Source organism: Solibacillus sp. FSL W7-1436 (assembly GCF_038007305.1).
Taxonomy (GTDB): domain Bacteria; phylum Bacillota; class Bacilli; order Bacillales_A; family Planococcaceae; genus Solibacillus.
On sequence record NZ_JBBOWV010000001.1, the window covers coordinates 338,534 to 363,923 of the forward strand.

At 40.5% G+C, this 25,390-nt stretch carries 23 protein-coding genes, 1 riboswitch and 1 other annotated feature; of the genes, 8 read left to right on the forward strand and 15 right to left on the reverse strand.

Translation table 11 applies throughout. From position 1 onward, the window contains the following. Positions 1-269: 269 nt before the first annotated feature. The 3 genes from MKX73_RS01595 to MKX73_RS01605 all read right to left on the reverse strand — a co-directional run bounded on the left by MKX73_RS01595 (position 270) and on the right by MKX73_RS01605 (position 6,330). Complete coding sequence (locus MKX73_RS01595; RefSeq protein ID WP_340715958.1) at positions 270-1,838, reverse strand: IS1182 family transposase; 1,569 nt, start codon at positions 1,836-1,838, stop codon at positions 270-272. A 528-nt stretch (positions 1,839-2,366) separates the two neighbouring features. After that, complete coding sequence (gene leuS / locus MKX73_RS01600) at positions 2,367-4,781, reverse strand: leucine--tRNA ligase (RefSeq protein WP_340716029.1); 2,415 nt, start codon at positions 4,779-4,781, stop codon at positions 2,367-2,369. Positions 4,782-4,893: 112 nt separating this feature from the next. Beyond that, positions 4,894-5,109, reverse strand: a binding site (T-box leader). Positions 5,110-5,160: 51 nt separating this feature from the next. After that, positions 5,161-6,330: an MDR family MFS transporter gene (locus MKX73_RS01605; RefSeq protein ID WP_340716030.1), complete on the reverse strand. Its 1,170-nt coding sequence runs from the start codon at positions 6,328-6,330 to the stop codon at positions 5,161-5,163. A gap of 133 nt (positions 6,331-6,463) precedes the next feature. On the opposite strand from MKX73_RS01605, the gene MKX73_RS01610 reads away from it, so the two are divergent. From MKX73_RS01610 to MKX73_RS01620, 3 genes are read left to right on the forward strand one after another with little or no spacing between them, the layout of a single operon-like run. Then, positions 6,464-7,420, forward strand: a complete 957-nt coding sequence (locus MKX73_RS01610) for a TIGR01212 family radical SAM protein (protein ID WP_340716031.1) — start codon at positions 6,464-6,466, stop codon at positions 7,418-7,420. After that, complete coding sequence (locus tag MKX73_RS01615; RefSeq protein ID WP_340716032.1) at positions 7,417-7,998, forward strand: class I SAM-dependent methyltransferase; 582 nt, start codon at positions 7,417-7,419, stop codon at positions 7,996-7,998. Before MKX73_RS01610 ends, MKX73_RS01615 begins: the two co-directional genes overlap by 4 nt. A 50-nt stretch (positions 7,999-8,048) precedes the next feature. Further along, a complete protein-coding gene (locus MKX73_RS01620) occupies positions 8,049-8,459 on the forward strand; it encodes a pyrimidine dimer DNA glycosylase/endonuclease V (RefSeq protein WP_340716033.1) in 411 nt (136 codons plus the stop codon). A 21-nt stretch (positions 8,460-8,480) separates the two neighbouring features. Here the strand turns inward: MKX73_RS01620 and MKX73_RS01625 are convergent, their stop codons facing one another. Both MKX73_RS01625 and MKX73_RS01630 read right to left on the reverse strand, forming a co-directional pair. After that, positions 8,481-9,941 (reverse strand): alanine/glycine:cation symporter family protein, encoded by a 1,461-nt coding sequence (locus MKX73_RS01625; RefSeq protein ID WP_340716034.1) that lies wholly within the window; start codon positions 9,939-9,941, stop codon positions 8,481-8,483. A gap of 129 nt (positions 9,942-10,070) precedes the next feature. Beyond that, positions 10,071-10,874 (reverse strand): alpha/beta hydrolase, encoded by an 804-nt coding sequence (locus MKX73_RS01630; RefSeq protein WP_340716035.1) that lies wholly within the window; start codon positions 10,872-10,874, stop codon positions 10,071-10,073. Positions 10,875-11,126: 252 nt separating this feature from the next. On the opposite strand from MKX73_RS01630, the gene MKX73_RS01635 reads away from it, so the two are divergent. After that, positions 11,127-11,639: a gamma carbonic anhydrase gene (locus MKX73_RS01635; RefSeq protein ID WP_340716036.1), complete on the forward strand. Its 513-nt coding sequence runs from the start codon at positions 11,127-11,129 to the stop codon at positions 11,637-11,639. Positions 11,640-11,748: 109 nt separating this feature from the next. Here MKX73_RS01635 and metK read toward each other — a convergent pair whose 3' ends face one another. After that, the gene (gene metK, locus MKX73_RS01640) at positions 11,749-12,945 is read right to left on the reverse strand and encodes a methionine adenosyltransferase (protein WP_340716037.1); all 1,197 of its coding nucleotides are present in this window, start codon (positions 12,943-12,945) and stop codon (positions 11,749-11,751) included. 264 nt (positions 12,946-13,209) lie between these two features. Continuing rightward, a riboswitch (SAM riboswitch) is annotated at positions 13,210-13,325 on the reverse strand. 199 nt (positions 13,326-13,524) lie between these two features. On the opposite strand from metK, the gene pckA reads away from it, so the two are divergent. Continuing rightward, positions 13,525-15,111: a phosphoenolpyruvate carboxykinase (ATP) gene (pckA, locus tag MKX73_RS01645; protein WP_340716038.1), complete on the forward strand. Its 1,587-nt coding sequence runs from the start codon at positions 13,525-13,527 to the stop codon at positions 15,109-15,111. A gap of 77 nt (positions 15,112-15,188) precedes the next feature. On the opposite strand, the gene MKX73_RS01650 is transcribed toward pckA, so the two are convergent. The 4 genes from MKX73_RS01650 to MKX73_RS01665 form a co-directional block, all read right to left on the reverse strand. After that, positions 15,189-15,968, reverse strand: a complete 780-nt coding sequence (locus tag MKX73_RS01650) for an alpha/beta hydrolase family protein (RefSeq protein WP_340716039.1) — start codon at positions 15,966-15,968, stop codon at positions 15,189-15,191. Beyond that, entirely contained in the window at positions 15,952-16,419 is a 468-nt protein-coding gene (locus MKX73_RS01655) for an NUDIX hydrolase (protein WP_340716040.1), read from the reverse strand. Before MKX73_RS01655 ends, MKX73_RS01650 begins: the two co-directional genes overlap by 17 nt. Before the next feature lie 66 nt (positions 16,420-16,485). Further along, positions 16,486-16,794, reverse strand: coding sequence for a transposase (locus tag MKX73_RS01660; protein WP_340716041.1), 309 nt, complete (start codon positions 16,792-16,794; stop codon positions 16,486-16,488). A gap of 124 nt (positions 16,795-16,918) precedes the next feature. Continuing rightward, on the reverse strand, positions 16,919-17,362 hold the full coding sequence (locus MKX73_RS01665; protein WP_340716042.1) for a Dps family protein: 444 nt from the start codon (positions 17,360-17,362) through the stop codon (positions 16,919-16,921). A gap of 206 nt (positions 17,363-17,568) precedes the next feature. On the opposite strand from MKX73_RS01665, the gene MKX73_RS01670 reads away from it, so the two are divergent. From MKX73_RS01670 to MKX73_RS01680, 3 genes are all read left to right on the forward strand, one after another. Then, the gene (locus MKX73_RS01670) at positions 17,569-17,721 is read left to right on the forward strand and encodes a hypothetical protein (protein WP_340716043.1); all 153 of its coding nucleotides are present in this window, start codon (positions 17,569-17,571) and stop codon (positions 17,719-17,721) included. Between the two features lie 2 nt (positions 17,722-17,723). Beyond that, positions 17,724-17,957, forward strand: a complete 234-nt coding sequence (gene yidD / locus MKX73_RS01675; protein ID WP_340716044.1) for a membrane protein insertion efficiency factor YidD — start codon at positions 17,724-17,726, stop codon at positions 17,955-17,957. A gap of 105 nt (positions 17,958-18,062) precedes the next feature. Then, positions 18,063-19,043 (forward strand): metal ABC transporter solute-binding protein, Zn/Mn family, encoded by a 981-nt coding sequence (locus MKX73_RS01680; RefSeq protein WP_340716045.1) that lies wholly within the window; start codon positions 18,063-18,065, stop codon positions 19,041-19,043. Between the two features lie 50 nt (positions 19,044-19,093). Here the strand turns inward: MKX73_RS01680 and MKX73_RS01685 are convergent, their stop codons facing one another. The 5 genes from MKX73_RS01685 to MKX73_RS01705 form a co-directional block, all read right to left on the reverse strand. Beyond that, positions 19,094-20,530, reverse strand: coding sequence for an o-succinylbenzoate--CoA ligase (locus tag MKX73_RS01685; protein WP_340716046.1), 1,437 nt, complete (start codon positions 20,528-20,530; stop codon positions 19,094-19,096). A gap of 77 nt (positions 20,531-20,607) precedes the next feature. Next, a complete protein-coding gene (gene menB / locus MKX73_RS01690) occupies positions 20,608-21,432 on the reverse strand; it encodes a 1,4-dihydroxy-2-naphthoyl-CoA synthase (RefSeq protein WP_340716047.1) in 825 nt (274 codons plus the stop codon). 21 nt (positions 21,433-21,453) lie between these two features. Then, positions 21,454-22,266: a 2-succinyl-6-hydroxy-2,4-cyclohexadiene-1-carboxylate synthase gene (gene menH / locus MKX73_RS01695; protein ID WP_340716048.1), complete on the reverse strand. Its 813-nt coding sequence runs from the start codon at positions 22,264-22,266 to the stop codon at positions 21,454-21,456. Continuing rightward, positions 22,248-23,981 carry a 2-succinyl-5-enolpyruvyl-6-hydroxy-3-cyclohexene-1-carboxylic-acid synthase gene (gene menD, locus MKX73_RS01700; protein WP_340716049.1) on the reverse strand — a complete coding sequence of 578 codons (1,734 nt, stop codon included), beginning with the start codon at positions 23,979-23,981 and terminating at the stop codon, positions 22,248-22,250. The genes menH and menD overlap by 19 nt, the downstream gene beginning before the upstream one ends. Next, positions 23,974-25,356, reverse strand: coding sequence for an isochorismate synthase (locus tag MKX73_RS01705; RefSeq protein WP_340716050.1), 1,383 nt, complete (start codon positions 25,354-25,356; stop codon positions 23,974-23,976). The genes menD and MKX73_RS01705 overlap by 8 nt, the downstream gene beginning before the upstream one ends. Positions 25,357-25,390: the final 34 nt, after the last annotated feature.

Sequence of the window (25,390 nt, forward strand, 5' to 3'; positions counted from 1 at the left end):
TAAAACGTAACTCCACTATATCATACAGACCTCTCGAAAAAAATAAAAATCGTTAGGTCTTTTTGGCATATAAAAATATACGTGTAAAATAAAGAGAGAAACTATGCCCCTACACTCAAATCTAAAATAGCTACTAAAGTTGTAGAATACACTTGACTAATCGTAAGAAAGGGGTTGGGACAGAATTAGTTCCAGTTTACGCAAAAAGAGAAATTGCACAATGCAATTTCTCTTTTTTGCGTTTTATAAAGAAAATATTGGAAGAGGTGTTATCCTCTTACCGCATACTTCCTTAAATTTGTGGCCATTAATGCCAAACCTATTTCGTTAGTAACTTTCGATTTTCCACGAACAGAAAATCGACGGAAACACAAATTAGCCTTCAAGAATCCAAAAACTGGTTCCACGTCGATTTTACGTCGACGATAAATGGCAGCCGTTTTTTCTTCTGAAAGCTTCACTCTTACTTCTTCTTTTTGTTTTTCCCATTTCTCATTAATCATGAGTCTACGATTTTTACCTTCTGCAGCTTTTGTACATTTTGTACGGAAAGGACACCCTGTACATTCCTCACATTCATAGATTTTAAATTCTCGTTGGAAACCCGATTTATCTGTACGAACAGAGTTATATTGGAATCGTAATCTCTTTTCATTTGGGCAAATGTAGACATCGTTTTCTTTCTCATACACCCAATTACTTGTCTTAAAAGGATCATTTTTATATTTTCGCTTCTGTTCGTTCAAGTATTGATTAAATGTAATGAGTGGAGTTCGTTTGCGTTTGTTAAGAATATCATGGTAATTCTGTTCACTGCCGTATCCGGCATCCGCTACAATATGTTTTGGTAACTCGAAATAATTTTCTTCAATTTGACTAAGAAATGGAATAAGTGTTTTCGTGTCTGTTGGATTTGGAAATACATCGTACGCGAGTGTATATTGACCTTCTGTAGCGATTTGTACATTATACCCTGGCTTCAATTGGCCGTTTTGCATATAGTCATCTTTCATCCGCATAAATGTTGCTTCATGATCCGTCTTTGAATAACTGTTACGTGTGCCAAACACTTCAAAATCTTTTTGGTATTTCTGCTTTCTTATGATCCAATCATGTACTTGTTTGAGGATTTGCTTCGGTGTTTTTCGTTCGCTACGTAATCTTTTTCGCTCAATGACATCTTCAGAATGTTCTATTTTGCTTGTATAGTCGTCGACTACTTCTTCTAGGTGATGTGCTACTTGAGTTAACTCTTCTATCGATAACTGCTCATCACTTTCACGTTTGATTTCAGGAATAATTTGATGTTCCAATAACTCATCGTAAAGTTTATTTGATTTTTCTACGAGGTTGGTATGATGTTTTTCCACTGATTTTTTCCAAACAAATGTGAACTTATTGGCATTTGCCTCAATCTTTGTGCCATCGATAAAAATCGCTTCTTGATCGATGAGTTTTTCTTCAACTAGCTGACAGCGGAATTGTACAAAACATTGGCGAATGAGTTCCTTCATATTGGGATGTACACGAAAACGGTTAATAGTGCGATAACTTGGTTCATATCCTTGGGCAAGCCACATCATACGGATACTGTCTCTTGTCAGATCCTCTATTTTTCTTCCTGAAAAAGTGGATTGTGTGTAACCGCATAAAATCAGCTTTAGCATCATACGTGGATGATATGATGGACAACCAGTATGGTGAATAAAAGGAGCGAAAGCTTCGTTCGGAATGCTTTCGACCAAATGATGGATAGAAAAGGCAATATCATTTTTATGTAACTTTACTTCTAAATCTAGCGGTAATATAATTTGATTCATGTTATAATCTTTAAACATAGGGACACTTCTTTCGTTTGAAATTTGGTTGTAGGATACTTAAATTTTAACAGAGAATGTCCTTTTTTCATGCCTGAAATTATGCAGAGATTTACTTGATATAGAAGAAAAATTAGTTGTTCGGAGTGAAGGCGGCGACTCCCAGGGGACAAGCACGTGGGAGAGACTACAGGCTCGAGCCGTGCCCCCAGGAAAGCGTCCGCCGTAACGGAGAACAACGACTACATAGTAGACACATAATAATAAAGCCGTTCAAACTTTACTCATCGTAAAATTTGAACGGCTTTTGATTTTGAGGCGGGTTTTGTCCCACCCCCTTTTTTTGCTGAGCGTTAAAATTGATTTCCATTCCGGGACGCTTTCCGCGGGCGTGGCCTGAGCCTGTAGTCTCAGGCGTCACGCTATTCCCGCAGGAGTCGCCCTGCATTCCAATCAATTTTGCAAAATATCCGTTTCTTAACAAAGGCTTTCCTATTATTTAACGGTCATTCTACTTATGTCCCTGCCTCATTAATTTTATTTCAATAATTATTTAACAACGATATTAACTAATTTACCTGGGATGACAATTACTTTCACAACTGCTTTTCCTTCGATAAATTCTTGTACTTTGCTGTCTGCTAAAGCAACTTTTTCTAACTCTTCTTTAGTAATATCTTTTGCAACCGTTACTTTTGCACGTACTTTACCTAAAACTTGTACAACAACTTCGATTTCATCGTCTACTAGTTTCGACTCATCGAATGTTGGCCATGTTGCATACGTAATTGTGTCTTCATGTCCTAAAATTGACCAAAGCTCTTCGGCAATATGCGGTGCGATCGGTGATAAAAGCTTCACGAAGCCTTTTGCATATTCTGTTGGAATTACTTCCGCTTTGTAGCAGTCATTAATGAATACCATCATTTGTGAAATCGCTGTGTTGAAGCGAATGCCTTCATAGTCTTCTGTCACTTTTTTCACAGTTTGGTGATACACTTTTTCCAATGTCGTATCAGAAGAATCTTGAATTTTTGCAGCTAGCTTTCCTTCATCTGTTACGAATAGACGCCAGATACGATCTAGGAAACGACGTGCCCCATCAAGGCCGTTCGTGCTCCATGCTACAGAAGCTTCCAGTGGACCCATGAACATTTCGTATAAACGTAATGTATCTGCACCGTGTGAAGCGATAATGTCATCCGGGTTTACTACATTGCCTTTAGATTTAGACATTTTTTCATTACCTTCACCTAGAATCATCCCTTGGTTAAATAACTTTTGGAACGGTTCCTTCGTATGAACTAGCCCTAAATCATAAAGCACTTTATGCCAGAAGCGTGCGTATAGTAAGTGAAGTACCGCGTGCTCAGCACCACCGATATAAATATCGACTGGAAGCCAGTGTTTTAATAGTTCAGGATCTGCAAGCGCCTGATCATTTTTCGGATCGATATAGCGCAGGAAGTACCATGATGAACCAGCCCATTGCGGCATTGTATTCGTTTCACGGCGTCCTTTTTTGCCTGTTACCGGATCAACTACATTTACCCATTCTTCAATATTTGCAAGTGGTGATTCACCTGTACCTGAAGGTCGGATGTTTGTTGTTTTCGGTAATTCCAGTGGCAGCTCTTCTACAGGGATCGTAGTCATTGTGCCATCTTCCCAGTGAATTACTGGAATTGGTTCACCCCAATAACGTTGACGGCTGAATAACCAGTCACGTAGACGGTAAGTGATTTTCTTTTCCCCTACACCATTTTCCACTAACCATTCAATTGCCTTCGCAATACCTTCTGCTTTATTTAATCCGTTCAGGAAGTCCGAGTTAATGTGCGCACCGTCACCAGTGAATGCTTCATTCTCGATGTCTCCGCCTTCAAGAACCGGAATAATTTCCAAGTTGAACTCTTTAGCAAATTCATAGTCGCGCTCATCGTGTGCAGGAACAGCCATAATTGCACCTGTTCCGTATGTTGCCAATACATAATCCGCAATCCAGATTGGCACTTGTTTGCCGTTAATCGGGTTCACTGCATAAGCACCTGTGAATACACCTGTTTTTTCTTTTGCTAAGTCTGTACGTTCTAAATCAGATTTTAACGATACTTTTTCCAAGTATGCTTCTACCGCTTCTTTTTGCTCTGCAGTAGTAATGTCAGCTACTAATTTATGCTCTGGAGCTAATACACAATAAGTCGCGCCAAATAATGTATCCGGACGTGTTGTGAATACTTCGAAGTTTTTGTCTGTGTTGGCAACTGTGAATTTCACTTGTGCGCCTTCAGAACGGCCGATCCAGTTACGCTGCATTTCCTTGATCGATTCAGGCCAGTCAACATCAACTAAATCATCGACTAAACGGTCTGCATATTTTGTAATACGCAGTACCCATTGTCGCATCGGACGACGAACTACCGGGTGGCCGCCGCGCTCAGAAACTCCGTCGATTACTTCTTCGTTTGCAAGTACTGTACCTAATGCTTCACACCAGTTTACTGCCACTTCATCCACATACGCTAAATCCATTTCCACTAACTTAGTGAAAATCCATTGCGTCCATTTGTAGTATGACGGGTCAGTTGTATTAATTTCACGATCCCAGTCATAAGAGAAACCTAGTTCGTTAATTTGACGTTTAAATGTTGCGATGTTTTTTGCCGTAAATTCAGCAGGGTCATTTCCTGTATCAAGTGCATATTGCTCTGCAGGTAAACCGAATGCATCCCAACCCATTGGATGAAGTACATTATAGCCTTGCATACGTTTAAAACGAGATAAAATATCTGTCGCCGTATAGCCTTCAGGGTGTCCTACGTGCAGACCCGCACCTGATGGATACGGGAACATATCCAATGCATAAAATTTCGGTTTATCCATTTCATTTTCAGTTTTGAATGTTTTATTGACATCCCAAAACGTTTGCCACTTTTTTTCAATTTGCTGATGATTAAAACTCACAATAATTCCTCCTTTAAATATATTCTTGCTGTGGTTTATGTATTTTAGGCGCATCATCAATGATTTAACAGAATATTTAAAAAATAAAAAAATCCCGTCCCATCTTATGATAAGAAGGGACGAGAGGTATTTTATACTCCCGCGGTACCACCCAAATTAGTGACGCAGCACTCAGCTTCATTTCTTAACGCGAATACACGGCCATTAGCTACTATTACTTCACTAAAGCAAACTCCGAGGCGAGTTCAACTTGACACTTACCGGCTTCCACCTGCCGCCAGCTCTCTATAAAGTGCGTCCGTTTACTATTCCTCATCACAGTCAATATTATTATTTCATTCATTTTAACGAATTCAACACAAAAGTACAAGTAACTGTTTTATGTTTGTTCTTTTCCCAGCGTCCGATCAAAGACCAGACACGGAATAATAGCCATGACAATGAGCAGGGATAATATTAGCATCAAAATTTGCATGCCATATAAATCTACCATTAACCCGCCAAACACAGGACCAATCATCCGTCCCATTGTTGATGCACTGTTGACTAGCCCTTGATAGAAACCCTCTTGTCCATGAGGCGCCAATTTATTGGCAATCATCGGAATTACCGGTGTAAAGAACACTTCGCCGAACGTCAAAATGACCATCGCTGCAGCAAACATCTTAAAGTCCTGGGCAAAATAGACGACGATATAAGATAGCGACATCAATATGAGACCAAGAACCAGCTGATGTTTTATTTTGTTTTCCCAGCGTGTGACAAGCGGTCGGATAATCGGTTGAACTGCAACGATCATAAATCCGTTAATCGTCCATAGTAAACTGTATTCGGACAGGCTCATTCCCAGCCCCTGCGTATAAGAAGAAATGGTCGCGCTCCATTGAGAGTAACTTAACCAGCAGACGATTAATGATATACTTAATATACTGATCGCCACAATCGGTCCCCTGTTTCTTCGTTTTGTCTCATTACCTGAGAACGGCTTTGTTGTCAGTCCCTTCATATCAAACCGCTTATATGTCGTGATGACAAGCACAAAAAATACAGCGTAGAAAAATAGATTCGCACTAAATACATAGTCAAATTTAATATCGGCAACAATGCCTGCCAATGCCGGTCCAATTGCGACCCCTACGTTGTTCGCCAAAAAGATCGAATTAAACGCACGTCGCCCCCCTTCTGGCCAGGCACTCCCTGCTATCGCATAAATCGCCGGGTACACAATCCCCCCGCTAAAGCCCAACATCGTCAAAAATATGATGTATTGCGGCCAGTCATGCCAAATGGTTAACAGTGTGATTGACAATAAATTAAATACAACCCCAATTAAAATTGCTTTATAGCCACCTAATCTATCAAATAAATAACCACCTACCAGATTGCCGAACACACCTGCCAATGAATTCAGCATGAGGACAATTCCAGCGGTAGTTAAAGATTTTCCTAAATGATCATGAATATAAATACTATTTAAAGGCCATAAAAATGAATTTCCGACCGTATTTACGAATGTGCCAATAATTAAAAACCATACTTGTTTCGGCACTCAACTTCCTCCTTCAATATTTGCTCAATTTACTAGTTTATTCTGTAACAGGAATTTGTACAAGAAAAAGATTTCTAGTAGGACACGATGTTCCGTCCGTGTTAGAATAATACGTTAGAGGAGTGAACTAGGAATGACTGAAACAAATTTCCCTTTCCCGTCAGACGGGAAACGTTATTATACATGGAATCGCTATCTGCGAAATGAATTCGGAAAGAAAGTTTACAAGGTTGCTTTGGATGCAGGTTTTGATTGCCCAAACCGTGATGGTACAGTCGCTTTTGGCGGTTGTACATTCTGTTCGGCAGCAGGTTCAGGAGACTTTGCGGGCAGTAAAGTCGATCCGATTCCCGTACAGTTCGAAAAGATTAAAGCAAAAATGGAGAACAAATGGAAAGACGGCTTAACAATGGCGTATTTCCAAGCGTATACAAATACGCATGCTCCACTTGAAGTATTAAAGGAAAAGTTTGAAGCAGCACTTGCCTGTGAAGGAGTAATGGGGCTTTCAATTGCAACGCGTCCTGACTGTTTGCCGGATGATGTTGTAGAGTATTTGGCAGAGTTAAATGAACGTACGTATTTGTGGGTGGAACTGGGACTTCAAACAGTTCATGAAAAAACAGCAAATTTAATTAACCGTGCACATGATTACGCGACATATGTGGAAGGTGTCAATAAATTGCGCAAGCATGGAATTCGTGTCGTGACACATATTATTAACGGATTACCTTTAGAGGATTACGATATGATGATGGAAACAGCACGTGAAGTGGCGAAACTGGATGTACAAGGCATCAAAATCCATCTGCTGCACCTTTTAAAAGGGACACCGCTTGTGAAGCAGTACGAAAAAGGCATGCTGGAATTTATGGAGAAGGATGCTTATATTCAACTGGTGGCAGATCAGCTGGAAATTATTCCTCCTGAAATGATCGTCCACCGTATTACCGGTGATGGTCCGATCGATTTAATGATTGGTCCAATGTGGTCTGTCAACAAATGGGAAGTTCTGAACGGAATTGATGCAGAGCTGGAACGCCGCGGTTCTTACCAAGGAAAGTTTTATAAGGCGGATGTGAAAAAATGAAACTAGAACGTGTTCTTCAATATGCCCAAACCTTATTGGAAATGTCAGTTTCCGAGGGAGATATTGCAGTCGATGCAACTGCAGGAAATGGTCATGACACGCTTTTTCTGGCAAATCTCGTTGGAGATGACGGCTATGTGTATGCGTTTGACGTACAAAAAGAAGCGGTTGATGCGACATTACACCGTCTGCTCGATCATGCACTTGAGCATCGGGCGATTGTTTTAAAAGATGGGCATGAAAATGTAGCAAACTATATTCACAAACCTGTTTCAGCCGCAATTTTCAATCTCGGGTACCTGCCGGGCAGCAATCATGATATTGTAACGAAGCCGAACACTACGATCCAAGCAATCGAAAGTTTGTTGAAGCTGTTAAAAGTCGGAGGAATGATCGTTTTAGTCGTTTATTATGGTCATGAAGGCGGAAAAGACGAGCGCGACGAAGTGATTCGCTATGTAAGTGATCTACCGCAGAAACATGTACATGTTTTGCGCTATGAGTTTATGAATCAGAAAAATGATCCCCCGTTTATCATTGCATTAGAAAAAGTAAAAGAATTTCCGATAGAGGGCTAAGTTTACTTAGCTCTTTTTCATATCTTTCATGATTCTTTAAATGAGGTGAAATGATGCGTTTATGGCATACCGAGCTAATCCCTTTTATTCCGAAAAGTCAGCTGCTTGCCCAGTGGCGCGAGCTGAACAGCATTTTCGTGAAGGAAGACAAACATGTACTGATCAATTATATTTACGAATACCCGAAAGAGGATTTATATATTTATACCCAAATTGTTCTGGCGGAAATGCGCGCCCGCGACATTAAGATTCGTACAATCGATAAGATGAATCGTTATTTTGACGGTCTCCATATTCCCGAAAACTATCCGCCATACAGCCGCCATCATAATGATGAATATTTAACAATTTGCTACTACAATTTATATGAAAAATATATTCGCGGCCAAAAGGATTTTACTACTGAACAGTTCGAATTATTACAGCAGTATTATTCATTGAAAAAAGGAGCAGCTTTTTAATCAGCTGCTCCTTTTATTCTATTAATCTCTCTTATATGTCTCCCAGAAATCTGCATTTTTAATACCGAGTTTTTTCGGATCAAATACCGGGTCTTTTCCTTCTTTTTTCTGTTGCTCATAATCCTTCAGTGCAATGAGGGCCGGCTTCATGATGAACAATAGCATAATGACGTTAATCCATACAGTTAATCCTAATCCGACGTCACCGAATGCCCAAGCTAAATCGGACGTTTTAACTGTACCGTAAAATGCCGAAGCCAATAATACGAACTTCATCAGGAATATCCCGATTCGTCTTGCACTGCCATTGAACATATATGAAACATTCGTTTCAGCGATATAGTAGTATGCCATTAATGTAGTGAAGGCAAACAGGAATAACGAAACTGCGACAAACCCTGAACCGAAGTTATTTAAAGCAGGGAATGCATCATTTACCGCCGCTTGCGTAAAGCCTGAATACGTAATCGACTCATCCATTTTTGCTTCGATCAGCGCTCCGTCTTGGCTACCCTCATGGACATTGTATGTACCCATGAATAAAATCATTAATGCTGTTGCAGAACATACTAAAATTGTATCAATATATACAGAAGCTGCCTGCACTAAGCCTTGCTTTGCAGGATGCGAAACTTCTGCCGCTGCCGCCGGGTGAGGACCTGTACCCTGACCTGCTTCGTTTGAGTAGATGGCACGTTTTACGCCCCAGAAAATCGCACTACCGATCATGCCGCCAAATACAGCGTCTGTAGCGAAAGCACTACGGAAAATTAAACCTAATACTTCAGGCACAGCTGTAATATTCATAATAATAATAATACCTGCTACTAACAAATAAGCTAATGCCATAAATGGTACTAAAATTTGCGCTGCATTTGCAATTCGCTTAACACCACCAAAAATTATGACTGCTAATAAAAGAACTGTAATAAGACCTGTAATCCATGGTTCAATACCAAATGCATTATCAACTGCACCAGCAATGGCATTCGCCTGAACACCAGGCATTAAAAATGCAACAGATGCAATCATTGCAATGGCAAAAATAATACCTAATGCACGAATACCTGTTGTCTTTTCAATATAGAATGCCGGACCACCACGATATAGTCCATCTTTTTTCTCTTTGTAGATTTGCGCTAATGTCGACTCCATATACGCCGTTGATGCTCCGATAAAGGCTGTCACCCACATCCAGAACACTGCACCCGGACCACCGAAAGCGATTGCTGTTGCTGTACCTACGATATTCCCCGTACCTACACGACCCGATAACGCGATCGATAGTGCTTGGAACGAAGATACACCTGCTTCCGACTTTTCTCCCTTAAACATTAATTTGAACATGTCACCAATTAACCTGACCTGTGCAAATTTTGTAAGGATTGAGAAGAACAAACCAACGATTAAAATACCGTAAATCATTACTGGACCCCATAAAATATCATTGGCCCATCCTACAAAATCATTCAAAAAATCCATATTATACCCCCTTGTTGAAATAATGTATTAATTCGAAATTTAGTATATTACAAATATTCCAAAATTTCGATATATTTTTTTATTTTAAAAAAATAAACCTAACAAATTGCAATTTTGTTAGGTTTATTTCTACTCAATAATATAGCCTAAATCTCTTAAAACATTGTTAATATAATCGATCGTAAATTTGAATACATCTTCCCGTTCCAATTCAAAATACAGGCTATGAAGGCAGCCTTTCCACTGCTTGTAATGAAACTCGGAAAGCGTATGCTCGGTAATCCACTTTCTTGTTGTAACGATATCTGTTACTCTATCATTTTCACCCGTCATTAATAACACCGGAATGTCCGGAAACTTCAATTCAGGGTTACGGATTGTGCGGGTCATCTGCTGCCAGTCGCGATACCATTTTACTGTTACCATACTCGTTAACGGCAACTGTTCTTTCAGCTCCATCAATACATCTGTATTACGTGTAAGATGGTGAGGCTCCAACTCATGCTTCAGCTTCACATTCGATGTAATGGCGCTGAAGCTTGATAAAGCATTCGACAATTTCCCCGGCGCCAGCTTTAAATTAAACCAAGGTGATGTTAAAACAACACCCGCACATTCTATTTTATTGTTTTGGAGCACATACGTGGCTATTGCTGCACCCAGCCCATTTCCGACGATAAAAAGCGGTAAGTTATATTCCAGTGCCACTTTCAACAACACTTTTGTGTACTTGTAGTATTCTTTAAAATCCTCATCATGATACTTTGTATACTTTCCCTGTTCTCCATGTCCCGGCAAATCTCCCATTACAACATGAAAGTGGGAACTGCGGAACTTTTCGATTAACCATGCGTACCACCGATGATGTTCATATGCGCTATGAAGAATAACGACTACGGCTTTCGGTTGTTGCTCTGTTTCCCATTTCCACATGGCCATACTCCTTACATATAAATTATTTTTATGTCATACTCATGAGACCTTTAAATTATGGTCAGATTTTGCCAAGCGTCAAAAAATTACGATATTACTCTTTCTTTAACTTCGGCATCATTATATTACTATTTATTTGTTTAATTATAATACAATCCAGTTTAAAAGAAATGTTAATTGAAAAATCTTCACGTTTTGTTACGATATCTATAGATTTATCTACAATTTTATAGAAGAAATGAGGAATTGAAAATGATTTACCCTTATAAGGATAAAATACCGACGATCCACCCATCTGCATTTATTGCCGACTATGCCACAATTACCGGTGATGTAACAATAGGAGCCGAAACTTCAATCTGGTTTAACACGGTTATTCGCGGTGATGTCAACAAAACAATAATCGGCGACCGTGTCAGCATCCAGGATTTGAGCTGTCTTCACCAAAGTCCCGCTTACCCTCTCATTATTGAAGATGAAGTAACAATAGGTCATCAAGTAACATTACATAGCTGTACAATTAAGAAACGCGCTTTAGTTGGTATGGGTTCCATCATATTGGACGGGGCCGTAATTGGCGAGGGCGCATTTATCGGTGCCGGCAGTCTTGTACCACCGGGAAAAGTGATTCCTCCCAATTGTTTGGCGATGGGACGCCCGGCAAAAGTTGTTCGTGAAGTAACTGCAGAAGACCGCGCGGATATGGATCGGATTATTTCCGAATATGTGGCGAAGGGTCAATACTATAAATCACTTCAGAAATAATTACACACTCATATATTGTTTAACATAATCTCTACCTATTATATAGGAAATTCAATGGAAATTATAAAAAAGGAGCACTCCATCTAACTGGATGCTCCTTTATTTTATATTAAATTCCTGCTTTTTCTTTCAATTCAGCTGCTTTATCCGTATTTTCCCATGGCACATTTAAATCTGTGCGACCGAAATGTCCGTAAGCGGCTGTTTGCTTATAGATCGGGCGACGTAAATCAAGCATTTTAATAATGCCTGCAGGACGTAAATCAAAGAGCTCACGAACCCAGTTTACGATTTGTGATTCTGCTACTTTTCCTGTACCGAACGTATCAACCGCGATTGATACAGGTTGTGCAACACCGATTGCATAAGCCAATTGTACTTCAGCACGGTCAGCTAAGCCAGCTGCTACAATGTTTTTGGCAACATAACGTGCTGCATATGCTGCAGAACGGTCAACTTTCGTTGCATCCTTACCAGAGAATGCCCCGCCACCGTGACGTGCATAACCGCCGTAAGTATCAACAATAATTTTACGGCCTGTAAGACCTGCATCTCCTTTAGGTCCACCGATTACGAAGCGGCCTGTCGGGTTGATGAAGTACTTTGTAGCTTCATCCAATAAATGTTCAGGAACTACCGGCTTAATAACGCGTTCTTTAATGTCTGATTGGATTTGTTCCAATGTTGCTTCTTCATCGTGCTGTGTTGAAATAACGATTGTATCCACACGAACAGGCTCATTGTTTTCATCATATTCGATTGTCACTTGTGTTTTACCATCCGGACGTAAATATTCCAATTCACCTGATTTACGTACTTCTGTTAAACGACGCGCTAATTTGTGGGCTAAAGAAATAGGCATCGGCATAAGTTCCGGTGTTTCGTTACATGCATAACCGAACATTAAACCTTGGTCGCCTGCACCAATTGCTTCAAGTTCATCTTCCGTCATTGAACCTTCACGCGCTTCCAATGCCTGGTCAACACCTTGTGCAATGTCAGGTGATTGCTCCCCTACTGCTACCAGTACAGCAAGATTCTCAGCATCAAAGCCGTACTTACCGCGTGTATAGCCGATTTCTGCTACTGTATCGCGGATAATCCCTTTCATATCTACATACGTAGACGTTGTAATTTCACCAGATACTAATACTAAGCCTGTTGTTACCGTAGTTTCACAAGCTACACGTGCATTTGGATCTGCAGCTAAAATAGCGTCTAAAATGGCATCCGAAATTTGATCACAAATTTTGTCCGGATGTCCTTCCGTTACACTTTCTGATGTAAACAGTCGACGATTTGTCATGTCATTTCCTCCTAAATCACTTTGGCAATTGTTTTTTATTGATACGGTACTCATTACCCATGTCCGTTATATTGCAGAATTACGCAAATGCGTATCCGCTTTTTTAACGTCAAGCTATATTTGCTTTAACACGAGGGTCTGAAAGGCTGTAACTATATAATTTTCGCTCAGTACGAAATTGTAAAACAAAATAAAAAAAATCCTTTCTCTCATAGCCGTGTTCATCACACGTGAGGAAAGGATATTACGTTTCGTTACCTTTCACTCTTATCGTTCAAGGGAAATTTTGCCCTTGCATCAGGTTGGCACCAACACGTATATAATATACGCAGGTTGCCGGGTTTCATAGGGCCTGCCCCTCCACCAGCTCGGGATAAGAGTATCCGTTCAATTAAACATCTTACGCAAAAAAACAAGTACTGTCAACAAATTTTGACTTTTTTCGAACCGCCAAAATTTACGAAAAAAATAATTTGCAATTAGTATAGATTATTTCGCTTAATGTGTTATACTATTTTTGAATTAGGAATCAACTCCCCTCTATAAGGGAATACTATAAAAAAGGATGGTATTTAATAGATGAATTCGGTAGAAATTGCTAACGAGCTGAAAGAACTTTTAAACGGGGAAAACATTAAAACTCAATTATCTGTTCCGCAATTAATTGAAAAAGCGACATCACGCGGAGAAGCAACGCTAACTGTTGAAGGTGCTTTGCGCGCTGAAACAGGCAAATATACTGGCCGCTCTCCTAAGGATAAATATATAGTAGAAGAAGAAATTTCAAAAGACAAAATCGATTGGGGTAAAGTAAACCGTCCGATCTCAGCAGAAGTATTTGATAAACTTTATGTAAAAGTTTTAAATTACTTAAAAGAACGTGACGAGTTATATGTATTCAATGGTTTTGCTGGTGCAGACAAAGAGTCTCAATTATCTATTAAAGTAATTAACGAATATGCTTGGCATAACCTATTCTGTCATCAATTATTCATCCGCCCAACAGCAGACGAATTGGCTAAACACGCTGCCGAGTTTACAATCGTATCTGCGCCAAACTTCAAAGCAGATCCGGAAGTAGACGGTACTGGATCGGAAACATTCATTATAACATCTATCGAAAAGAAAATCATCTTAATCGGCGGAACTGAGTACGCAGGTGAAATGAAGAAGTCAATCTTCGGTATTATGAACTACTTGTTGCCTGAACAAGGTATCTTCCCAATGCACTGCTCTGCCAATGTTGGTGAAGAAGGCGATGTAGCATTATTCTTCGGTTTATCTGGTACAGGGAAAACAACTTTATCAGCTGACAAAGACCGTAAATTAATCGGTGATGATGAGCACGGCTGGTCTGACAACGGTGTATTCAACATTGAAGGTGGTTGCTACGCAAAAACAATCAACCTATCTGCTGAAAATGAGCCTGAAATTTACAATGCGATCCGCTTTGGTTCAGTTCTGGAAAACGTTGCAGTAGACCCTGAAACACGCGAATGTGACTATGCAGACGGTTCTTTAACGGAAAACACACGTGTCGCTTACCCAATCGACTTTATCGACAATATTGTATTACCATCAGTAGCAGGTCATCCAAATACAATCGTCTTCTTAACAGCCGATGCATTTGGTGTATTACCTCCTATCTCTAAATTGACAAAAGAGCAGGCAATGTACCACTTCCTAAGCGGTTTCACTTCTAAACTTGCCGGAACAGAACGCGGTGTAACAGAGCCTGAACCAGTATTCTCTACATGCTTCGGTTCTCCATTCCTACCGCTTGCTGCTACAGTTTATGCAGAGCAATTAGGTAAGAAAATTGACGAGCACGGTTCACAAGTATTCCTAGTAAACACTGGCTGGACTGGTGGCGAATACGGTGTAGGCAGCCGTATGAAGCTTTCATATACACGTAAAATGGTTCGTGCTGCAATCGAAGGGAAATTAAATAACGTTGACACTACAAAAGATGCTGTATTCGGATTAAACATTCCAGTAACAGTGGACGGTGTACCATCTAACGTATTAAACCCTCGTGATGCATGGGCAGACAAAGCTGCATATGATAAAAAAGCTTCTGAACTTGCTGAACTATTCAAAAACAACTTCAAGAAATTCGAGAATGTTGATGAAGAAATCGTTCAAAAAGGCGGCCCATTAGTATAATTTACTAATCAGCTACTTTATTTAACTAAAAACAGCATTTTTCTCTTAGAGAAAAATGCTGTTTTTTTATTGTATGTTTATTGTCGTTTCATCCAGTCACACAAGTTTCTTACAGTGTCTCGGTTTAGGCTTGGGGGATAGTGATGCTTTAATCCGGATGAGTACCATGTCTCAACAGTTTTCCCTTCCTTTTTTAAGCACTGCTCCAGTTTATACGCATGCTCAATATCAACATGCTGATCTTCTGTACCGTGAATAATGAGAACAGGATTTTGAAGTTTTTCGATTTCAAATAATGGTGTACGGTCATCATAGTTTTCCGGTACTTTGTTTGGCGTACCGCCCACAATTCTTTTTAAGCCGCGCCGCATATCAACACGTTCCCAATACGTTGCTGTCGCATCCGATACACCTGCCCATGTTACGAGCGATTTAATATCATCCCGTAAAATTGCGGTCCATAATACCATTAATCCGCCGCGGGAAAAACCATATAGATTCACTTTGTCCACTTCAATAAATTGTTTCAGTACTGCTATGCCGTTAACCGCATCATAACGGTCAACACCGGCAAATTCATCCTTACCTTCTCCCCCTCGATTACCGCGGTAATACGGGGCAAATACAACGAAACCTTGCATCGCAAATTGGGCAATGCGTGCAGGTCTGACCATGCCGATTGACTGGAGTCCCCCACGCAAATATAAAAGCGCTTCATATGTACCAGGGGCTTTAGGACGCGCCAATAAACCTTTTACACGCAGTCCTTGTGACCAATACGTAATTTCATCTAATCGGATATGGGGATTTGGTGACGGGTAATTGCGTATCGAAAAAATCTTACCATTGTCGTTCATGATTTTTCACTTCCTGCAACATCTTTTTCATTCCTGCATCCCGCATATAGAAACTTAATTTAGGCTGCTGCCACAGCTCTTCTTCTGTCAGCCATAACATGCCTTCTGTTTCATGGTCTCCTGTAAAAGGTTCAATGTCTTTTACCTTAGCAGTAAAGACTGCTTTGCAAAAGGGAATCTCATCATGCACAATGTAGTAGGCAAACCACTTTACATCTTCTATGACCACATTTGCCTCTTCGTAAACTTCACGGATAGCCGCTTCGTATAATGTTTCGCCGGGCTCCTGCTTGCCGCCTGGAAACTCAACACCACGACGGTGATGAATCGTGCATAACCATTTCCCTTTATATTTTACGAGTGCCAATACATGCTTCGGTTCAACTTCGAAAGGACCTTCATCAAATCTTAAATCTACTTTTAAATTATTTTCATCGATAAATGTAAACATCTTTTCGCTCAACTCCTACTATATAGTGTAACGAACAGATGTCCCGCGTTCAATCAAATCGTCTAATCAGCGTGTAAAGTACGGCAGTTGCTCAACAAATTTTTTCGCTTCCTCATCACCGAATTCATGAATGAGGGCATAGACTTTTTTTAGACGGTGGTCGATCTCATGATTTAATATGTCCATATGATATGGAATAAACGGCATATGGGCACGGAATGCATTCGATGCCTCCAGTTGCTGCATCTGATTGAACAGTTTCATAAATACACGCGCTTTTAAAGGTTCCATTCTCAATACAAATTCATACGATGATCCTGGATGCAGATTGCATGTTAAATTGGCAACGGATACATAAACATTATTTTTTTCCATTATTCTCACCTCATAGTTAAGGTGGACTGCAATAATACCGATTATACATAGGAAGGATATCTTGCAAAGAGCCGTATCCAACATAACAAAAAACGACCCCGCATTTGGAGTCGTTTGTCAGATATTATTGGCCTAAATAAGCATTTAACATCCATGTATGTTTCTCAAGGCTTTGGAATTGAGCATTCAGTAAATCCTCTGTTCGATCATCGCCTTCTTCTGAAGCTGTTTCCATTGCTTTGTTTAAAGCTTCCATAATCGTATTGAAGTCTTTGATTAAGATAGAAACCATTTCCTCTGTTTCTTCTTTTCCTGAAGCTTCATCAATTAGAGATAGCTCTAAATGTTCCTTTAATGTTGCAACAGGCTTGCCGCCCTTTGTTAAAATACGTTCTGCAATTTCATCTAAATTTAATGTTACTTCGTTGTAAAGTTCTTCAAATTTTACGTGTAATGTAAAGAATGATGGTCCGTTTACATACCAGTGATAGTTATGTAACTTCGTGTACATTACCGACCATGTTGCTACTAAATCGTTTAATTGTGTGTTTAATTGTTTCTTTGCCATTGTCCTTCACCTCATAAATTATATTTAAAACTTCTTAGCGAAATTTTAATCCTGATATTACATCAGCTTACTATTTCTATTATTTATAGAAATGTATCATGCTTGTATTATATCCGTTCTCGCACATCTTAAAACATTTAGTTCAACCATTATTCACACTCTCTACAATTTTTTCCTGTAAAATGGAAGTAAGCGAGGTGAAAAAGATGAGCTTACCTATTGTATTGATTATTATCGTAACGATCATGGGGATATTCGCTTTCTCTATTATTTTACTTGCCCGGAAAAACAGCGTATCATTAAAACAAACCGTTGATGACAAACCAATTCGGACTTATAAAAATGGAGAGCAAAAATAGCAATGAAAAAACTATTTATCGGGTTAATTCGCCTTTATCAAAAATATATTTCACCTATGACACCACCATCTTGCCGGTTCCATCCGACCTGTTCCCACTATGGAATTGAAGCAATTGAAAAACATGGTGCAATTAAAGGATCGATCATGACTGTTATACGAATACTAAAATGTCAGCCGCTTCATCCAGGTGGATTCGATCCAGTTCCTGAAAAATGGCCTTCGAAAAAAAAGTAATTTTCGAAGGCTTTTTATATTGTTTTTTTTTATTGAATCCTGTATGATTGAAAATGTTCAAAAATACAAATCGTAATTATTACTATTTAAGGAGATTTACTTATAATGAAAAAATGGTTTACCATCATCTCGATGTTTACACTAATTTTATTATTAGCTGCTTGTAGTGCAGATGATACTAAAAAAGATACAAGCGAATCCCAGCAAAACACTGATGCCCTTTCGGTTTATACAACCGTTTATCCCTTGCAGTACTTCACGGAACAAATCGGCGGAGAGTTTGTTGATGTCTCTTCTATTTATCCGGCAGGTGCAAATGAACATTCATTTGAACCAACCCAAAAAGACATGATGGCTCTAGCAGATGCGGATTTATTTTTCTATATCGGTCTTGGATTAGAAGGTTTTGTTGAAAATGCGCAAAAAACTTTGGCAAATGAAGATGTAAAATTAGTTGCTGCTGCTGCTAATGTAACAGAAGATCAACTTCATATTTCAACAGGACATACACATGCTGAACATGAGGAACACGATGATCACGGAGAAGAACACGCACACGAAGAACATGATGCCCATGTGTGGCTATCACCGGTCATTTCACAGCAGCTGGCATTAACGATTAAAGATGAACTTGTCGCAGCATTGCCGGAACATGAAGAACGATTCAATTCAAACTACGAACAATTAGTAACGGAACTAGCCGCATTGCATGCAGACTTTGAAGAGATGGCAGCCGCTACGACGAAGAAAACTTTCTTTGTATCACATGCAGCATTCGGCTATATTGCAGGACATTACGGCTTCAATCAAGTGCCTGTAGCTGGTCTCAACTCACAGAGTGAACCTTCGCAAAAGGAATTAACGTCAATTGTTGATTTAGCAAATAAAGAAGACATCCAATATATTTTCTTCGAACAAAATGTTTCTTCAAAATTAACGGAAATCATTCAAAATGAAGTAAATGCAGAAACATTAACATTGCATAATTTAAGTGTTTTAACAAAGGAAGATATCCAAAACAATGAAGACTACTTTACATTAATGCGTAAAAATATGGATGTCCTCAAACAAGCTTTAAGCAATTAATAACACAACAGGTCCAAGCAATCATTTGCTTGGACCTTTTTCTTTCGGCATCAATCTTCCAGCAGCTGCATCAGCTTTCTTCGCAAAAGCTTATTGGAGCCGCTACGAGGTAAATGGCTGACGAAGTGAACTTGTTTCGGAACTTTATAATTTGCTAATTGCTGTGTGCAAAAGTCGATGATTTCCTGTTCTGTCATCTGTTCTTTTGCAACAATAAAGGCAACAGGCACTTGCCCCCATTTGTCATCGTCTAATCCGCAAACACCCGCCTCTTTTATGTTCGGATGTCCGAGGAGTATATTTTCAATTTCAGCCGGATAAATATTTTCGCCACCTGAAATAATTAAGTCGCTGCGGCGATCGACAACATATAAATACCCTTGTTCATCTAAATAACCGACATCTCCTGTATGAAGCCAGCCATTGATGGTCGTCGGTTTGTCTTTAAAGCGACCGATATATTTCGGTGTTACATGGGGGCCGCGGATTAAAATTTCACCAACGGATTCCCCGTCTTTTGCATCAATTTTAATTTCATTGAAAAACAGCGGTTTGCCGGCTGATCCGATATGTGTCATGGCATCTTCGTTTGCCAATGTCGCGGTTTGTGAAGATGTTTCCGTCATACCGTAAGTTTGGGCAACACGTAAATCCAGTTTTTCAGCACGCTTTAAATAATCGACCGGTACTGGACCGCCACCTGCCAAAGCGGTTGTAAAATGCGGGTGTGCTTTTTGACCTGCCTGCTCCATTTCGGAAAGTATATTTTCAAGAATGACCGAAACGACCGACATTTTCGTAACGGTACCTTCCATAATTTCCTGAGCACACTTTTTCGCATCGAATTTTTCATATAAACGTATTTTCATCCCATAGAGCAACGATCGGACGACAATTGAAAAACCACTTATATGAAAAATCGGAACAGTACAAAGCCATGTATCCTTCTCTGAAATACCTAGATTCAATGCTGAGCTGATTGCGCTGGAACTATGGTTTGAAACCGTTTGGCAAACCCCCTTCGGAAACCCCGTTGTTCCGGATGTATACATGATTGTCAGGGCAAAGTCCTCTTCCCACTGTGCTGCAATCTCATATTCCGATTCAGCTGTCTCGTAAAGCTTGGAAAATGGAATAATCCGGGCATCATCAGGAAGTTTTGCAAGCTCTTCATCCGCTACTAATATCGCATCCACTTCCGCATCTTCAACTTGATATGCAAGTTCCTGCTTAGCAAGCCTTCCATTTAGCAGCACCATCTCACACTGTGCCTGCATACATGCATAAAGCAGTTCGATTAAAGGCGGTGTTGACGGGGCTAATATCGCTATCCGTTTTCCGTGCGTTAAATGAAGTGTATTTAATTTATAAGCTAAGCTGACAGACTTTAAATAAAGCTCTTTGAACGTCCATTGCTCGTCATGAAAGCTCAGTGCAACACGATTCGGTGTTAAATAGGCACGTTGCTTTATCCAGTTTGGCTGCATCCCTTTTTCCTCCTATCGTAAAGAAAAGGGATGTCCAAAGTTTTCGGACATCCCTTTTGAATATTATAACGAACAAATCAAGGGAAACGTGGGAATTGACCGAAGTCTGGTTTACGTTTCTCTTTAAATGCATCGCGGCCTTCTTTTGCTTCATCAGTTGTGTAGTAAAGAAGTGTCGCATCACCAGCAAGCTGTTGGATACCAGCTAAACCGTCTGTGTCTGCGTTCATAGCAGCTTTTAGGAAACGTAATGCTGTTGGAGACATTTCCAGCATCTCTTCACACCATTTTACTGTTTCATCTTCTAACTGTTCATATGGTACAACTGTGTTTACTAAGCCCATTTCAAGTGCTTGCTGCGCATCATACTGACGGCATAAGTACCAGATTTCACGAGCCTTTTTATGTCCTACGATACGTGCCAAGTAACCTGAACCGTAACCAGCATCGAATGAACCGACTTTAGGTCCTGTTTGACCGAAACGTGCATTTTCTGCAGCGATTGTTAAGTCACATACTACGTGCAGTACGTGGCCGCCGCCGATTGCATAACCTGCTACCATCGCTACAACCGGTTTAGGAATTTTACGGATTAACGTTTGTAAGTCTAAAACGTTTAAGCGAGGAATTTCGTCATCGCCTACATAGCCGCCATGACCGCGTACTTTTTGGTCGCCGCCTGAGCAGAATGCATGCTCGCCCTCACCTGTTAAAATAATTACACCAACACGTTCATCATCACGAGCACGTGTGAAAGCATCGATCATTTCCGCTGTTGTTTTTGGACGGAAAGCGTTGCGAACTTCTGGACGGTTAATCGTAATTTTTGCGATTCCGTTATAGTATTCATACTTAATATCTTCGTAAGTATGTAAAGATGTCCATAGACGTTGCTTTGTCATATATATTGCCTCCTAATTCGGTTATGAAATCGTTTCCTTTACTATTGTAGCAAACTTTGTCGGATTTTCCACATGAATTGCGTGGCCAACTGCTGGAATAATAAGATGATTTACTTTTTCGATATGCTCTTGCATTTCATTGTTTAATTGAACGAATTTTTCGTCAAGCTGTCCGGTAACGAGTGTCACAGGCATTGTTAATGTTTTAAGCTTACCCCAAAGTTCCGGCATTACACCTGTCCCCATACCACGCAGACTATTTGCCAGACCGATTTCTTTTTGCTGCATGCGCTCTGATCGAATTTCCTGCTGTACTTCTGCAGGAAGACTTTTTTGAGATGCAAACAGAGGGATATTTCCCCACTTGTTAACGAATGATTCAATTCCATTTGCAAGTATCTTTTCCGCGAGTATATCATCTGCCTGTTTTCGTGTAGCACGCTGCTGTTTATCCATCAGACCGGGAGAAGCACTTTCCAATAGCAGATGCCCGATTCCGGAAGGATAACGCACTGCATAGCTCAATGCCACACGTCCTCCCATCGAATAGCCCACCAGCGAGAAGGTATCAAGCTGTAATTGTTGAAACAGTTCATACAGCAGTTCCACTTGAAATGCCATCGAGTAACATTCAATAGAAGTCGGTGCCGCTGTTTTACCATGTCCGGTCAAATCAACAGCGATACACCGGATGTGTGACGGCAGTTGCGAAACAACCTTTTTCCAAGTATTTGTGCTCCCTGTAAAACCGTGGAGAAATACAATCGTTTGAGGTGAATGTTCATTCCACTGCTCAATATGCACATCCAACCCTTTTACAGTGAATCGAGCCATTGTTCCATCACCTCATGAATCCGCGCCCATAGCTGACGGTGCTGCTTCACATTCTCTTCCCGATCTGTGAAAGCTTCGATTAATTTGATCGATGTTTGTTTGTCCGCAGACAATGCAGCCGTAAACTGTTCCAATGATGTTGCTTTTACGTAATCCAGCTCATACATTTTGGCCATTTGTTCGAATGTCAATGCAGTCGGTGTTCCAAAAAGATCTTCATAGTGCTCCTCTACCTTCGATTGCGGTAAATAAGAGAAAATGCCGCCACCGTCATTATTCATGACAATTACCGTTAAATCGCACTCCTGATAACGGCTTGCTACAAATGCATTGGCATCATGCAAAAATGCCAAATCGCCAATCAATAAATATGTTTTTCGGTTTTTGCGGCCATTACTGAAGCCAAGTGCTGTAGATGTTACACCGTCAATCCCATTTGCTCCGCGATTTGCGAAAATTTGAACAGGGCGATTTTGTGTAAGTAAAAACGTGTCAATATCACGGATCGGCATACTGCTGCTGACATAAATGTCGGAGTCTTCCTCAATACTTGCAAGGAATGCCTGCACCATGGCCCCTTCTTCATCGGCAAATTGACTGTACTTTTCAATAACATCAGCTGCAAGCAGATCCGCCATTTTCCAAAATTGAACATATGCCATTTCTGCTTGGGAATGCGCAATCTTCATATCCGAAAGCCATTCTCCTGGTAATGCATGTATGAAATGTGTCGACATATGAGTAGAATCTCTATACATCGGATCTTCATCGATGACAATGTAGCTTTGCGGGTTTGCCTGTACGATAAACTGCATTAAAAATTTAGAAACAGGCTGTGCTCCGAAGCGAATGACCGTTTGTGGGCGAACATTACGCTTGAAGCGCTCATTTTTCATCAATGCATCATATGTAGTAATCGCATATATTTGGCAATCTTCCGGTATTTCTGTGCGCAGGTTCGACAAGCTTTCAATCATTACCGGCCATTTCACTTCACGAATAAAATCCCATAAATATTCCGTGTTCGTTCCTAGCGGCATTTCCCCTACGATCATGATTCCGTTCGTTGTTTGTTCAATGATTTCCGACAGTTCAGCCATCGCTTGCTTGGCAGGCTGAAGCTCATTTGTATAGCTTTTAATATAACTTGCAACCGGTAATGTTTCCGCGAAATCAATGATTAACGGTTCACGGAACGGTATATTTAAATGGACAGGTCCAAACGGTGCTGTCGTAGCAATATTTACCGCACGAACTGTATGGCGTTCGATAAACGGAAGCGTTTGCGGTGCCTCGTCCGGAATCGGAAATTCTGCCGACCACTTCACGTTTTCACCGTATAAACGCACTTGATTAATCGTTTGCGGTGCCCCTACTTCCCGCAATTCATGCGGACGGTCTGCCGTTAAAACGATCAGCGGCACTCGTGCATATTTTGCTTCGACAATGGCCGGATAGTAATTGGCCGCCGCTGTTCCCGATGTACATACGAGTACAACTGGTTTTGCAGTCGATTTAGCTAAGCCCAATGCATAAAAGGCTGCTGCCCTTTCATCGACCTGGCGATGCATTTCGATTTCCTTTGTAGAGGCAAATGCATAGGCAAGCGGTGTGGAGCGGGAGCCGGGACTTACGACAACCTGCTCTACACCAGATGCTACTAACGCTGACACAATTGTATAAACATATTTCGATAATACTTCACGATCATTCATGTAACTGGCCTCCTAAAGCCCGAAGCATTGGACGGAATTTCACGAGTGTCTCTTCATATTCCGATTGTGCTTCCGAATCTTCGACAATGCCTCCGCCTGCATATAAATACGCTTTATCCTGTACTAATGCAGCCGAACGAATTGCTACTGCAAACTCACCATTCCCATCAGCATCCAGCCAACCGATTGGTGCCGCATACAGTCCTCGGTTCATCGGCTCATATGTCCGTATGATTTCCATTGCCTGTTCACGCGGAACACCGCCCAAAGCTGGTGTTGGATGCAAATGTTTCACAAGCTGCAAAATAGTTGCATCTTCATTCAATTGTCCTTCAACAGGTGTATATAAATGTTGAATATCACGGATTTTTAATAGCTTCGGTCCATGAGGGACTTTTACTTCCGTACAATTTTTGTTAAATGTATCGGTAATCATCTCAACAACATAATGATGCTCACCAAGGTTTTTCAGATCGCTCAGCAACGTTCTTCCCAATTCCTCGTCCGCTTCAGCTGTTGTACCGCGCTTTATCGAACCTGCTACACATGAGGAATAGGCACGCCCGTTGTCTACTTTTACTAAACGTTCCGGTGATGCACCGTAAAACAGTAAATCCCCGTGCTCCAAGCCAAACAAATAGCTCTCCGGCTGCTCATGCACGACATGCGACAGAATTTGCGGAGATGTAATCGTTTCCTCAAACTGCAATGCTAAAGATCGTGCAATGACAACCTTTTGCGCTTCATTTGCTTTGATCAGGCTTGTCACTTTATTGATGGAATTCAAATATTCCTGCTTATACGGTTCCATATAGCTTGTCATTGTCGGTTTCGGATAGGTTTTCACTTCCTTCACCTGTGCTGCATGAATGAGCTCATCACGCTCTTTACGAAGTGCTTCAAACGTTTTCGCGCTGTTTTCCTCATCCGTAATATAGTTAATTGTGACATATGCTTTATCATTGCGAATAACTAACTGATGTGTTGCGACAGTAAAGTAGCTTTGCGGGAAGTTTGTCCATTCTGCCGAAACTTCATTTTGCGGATCAAAAGTAAAGCCGCCGAAAAGGATTGGCTGCAGATGCTGATCTTCCTGTATGATTTGACTCGTCAGTTTTTTCCATTCACGTTCCACTAAATCGAAACGAGCGTCAGACGCATTGTTTTTAATTGTGTAGGCATGTCCTAAACCAACCAATGTGAAGGTTTTTTCACGGTTTTGCCAGTAGTTGCGTTTTCCTTTATACTTCAATTCGCCCGCCGCAAAAAATGCCAATGCGGATAATCGGCTTACTTCGATCGTTTCCATATAAAAAATTTGCTTTGAATTTGAGCCTACTTCTATTTCAGTGGCGTTGTACCACTTGTGTTGCATGAAAATTCCCTCCGTCATGTTGCAAATTCACTAA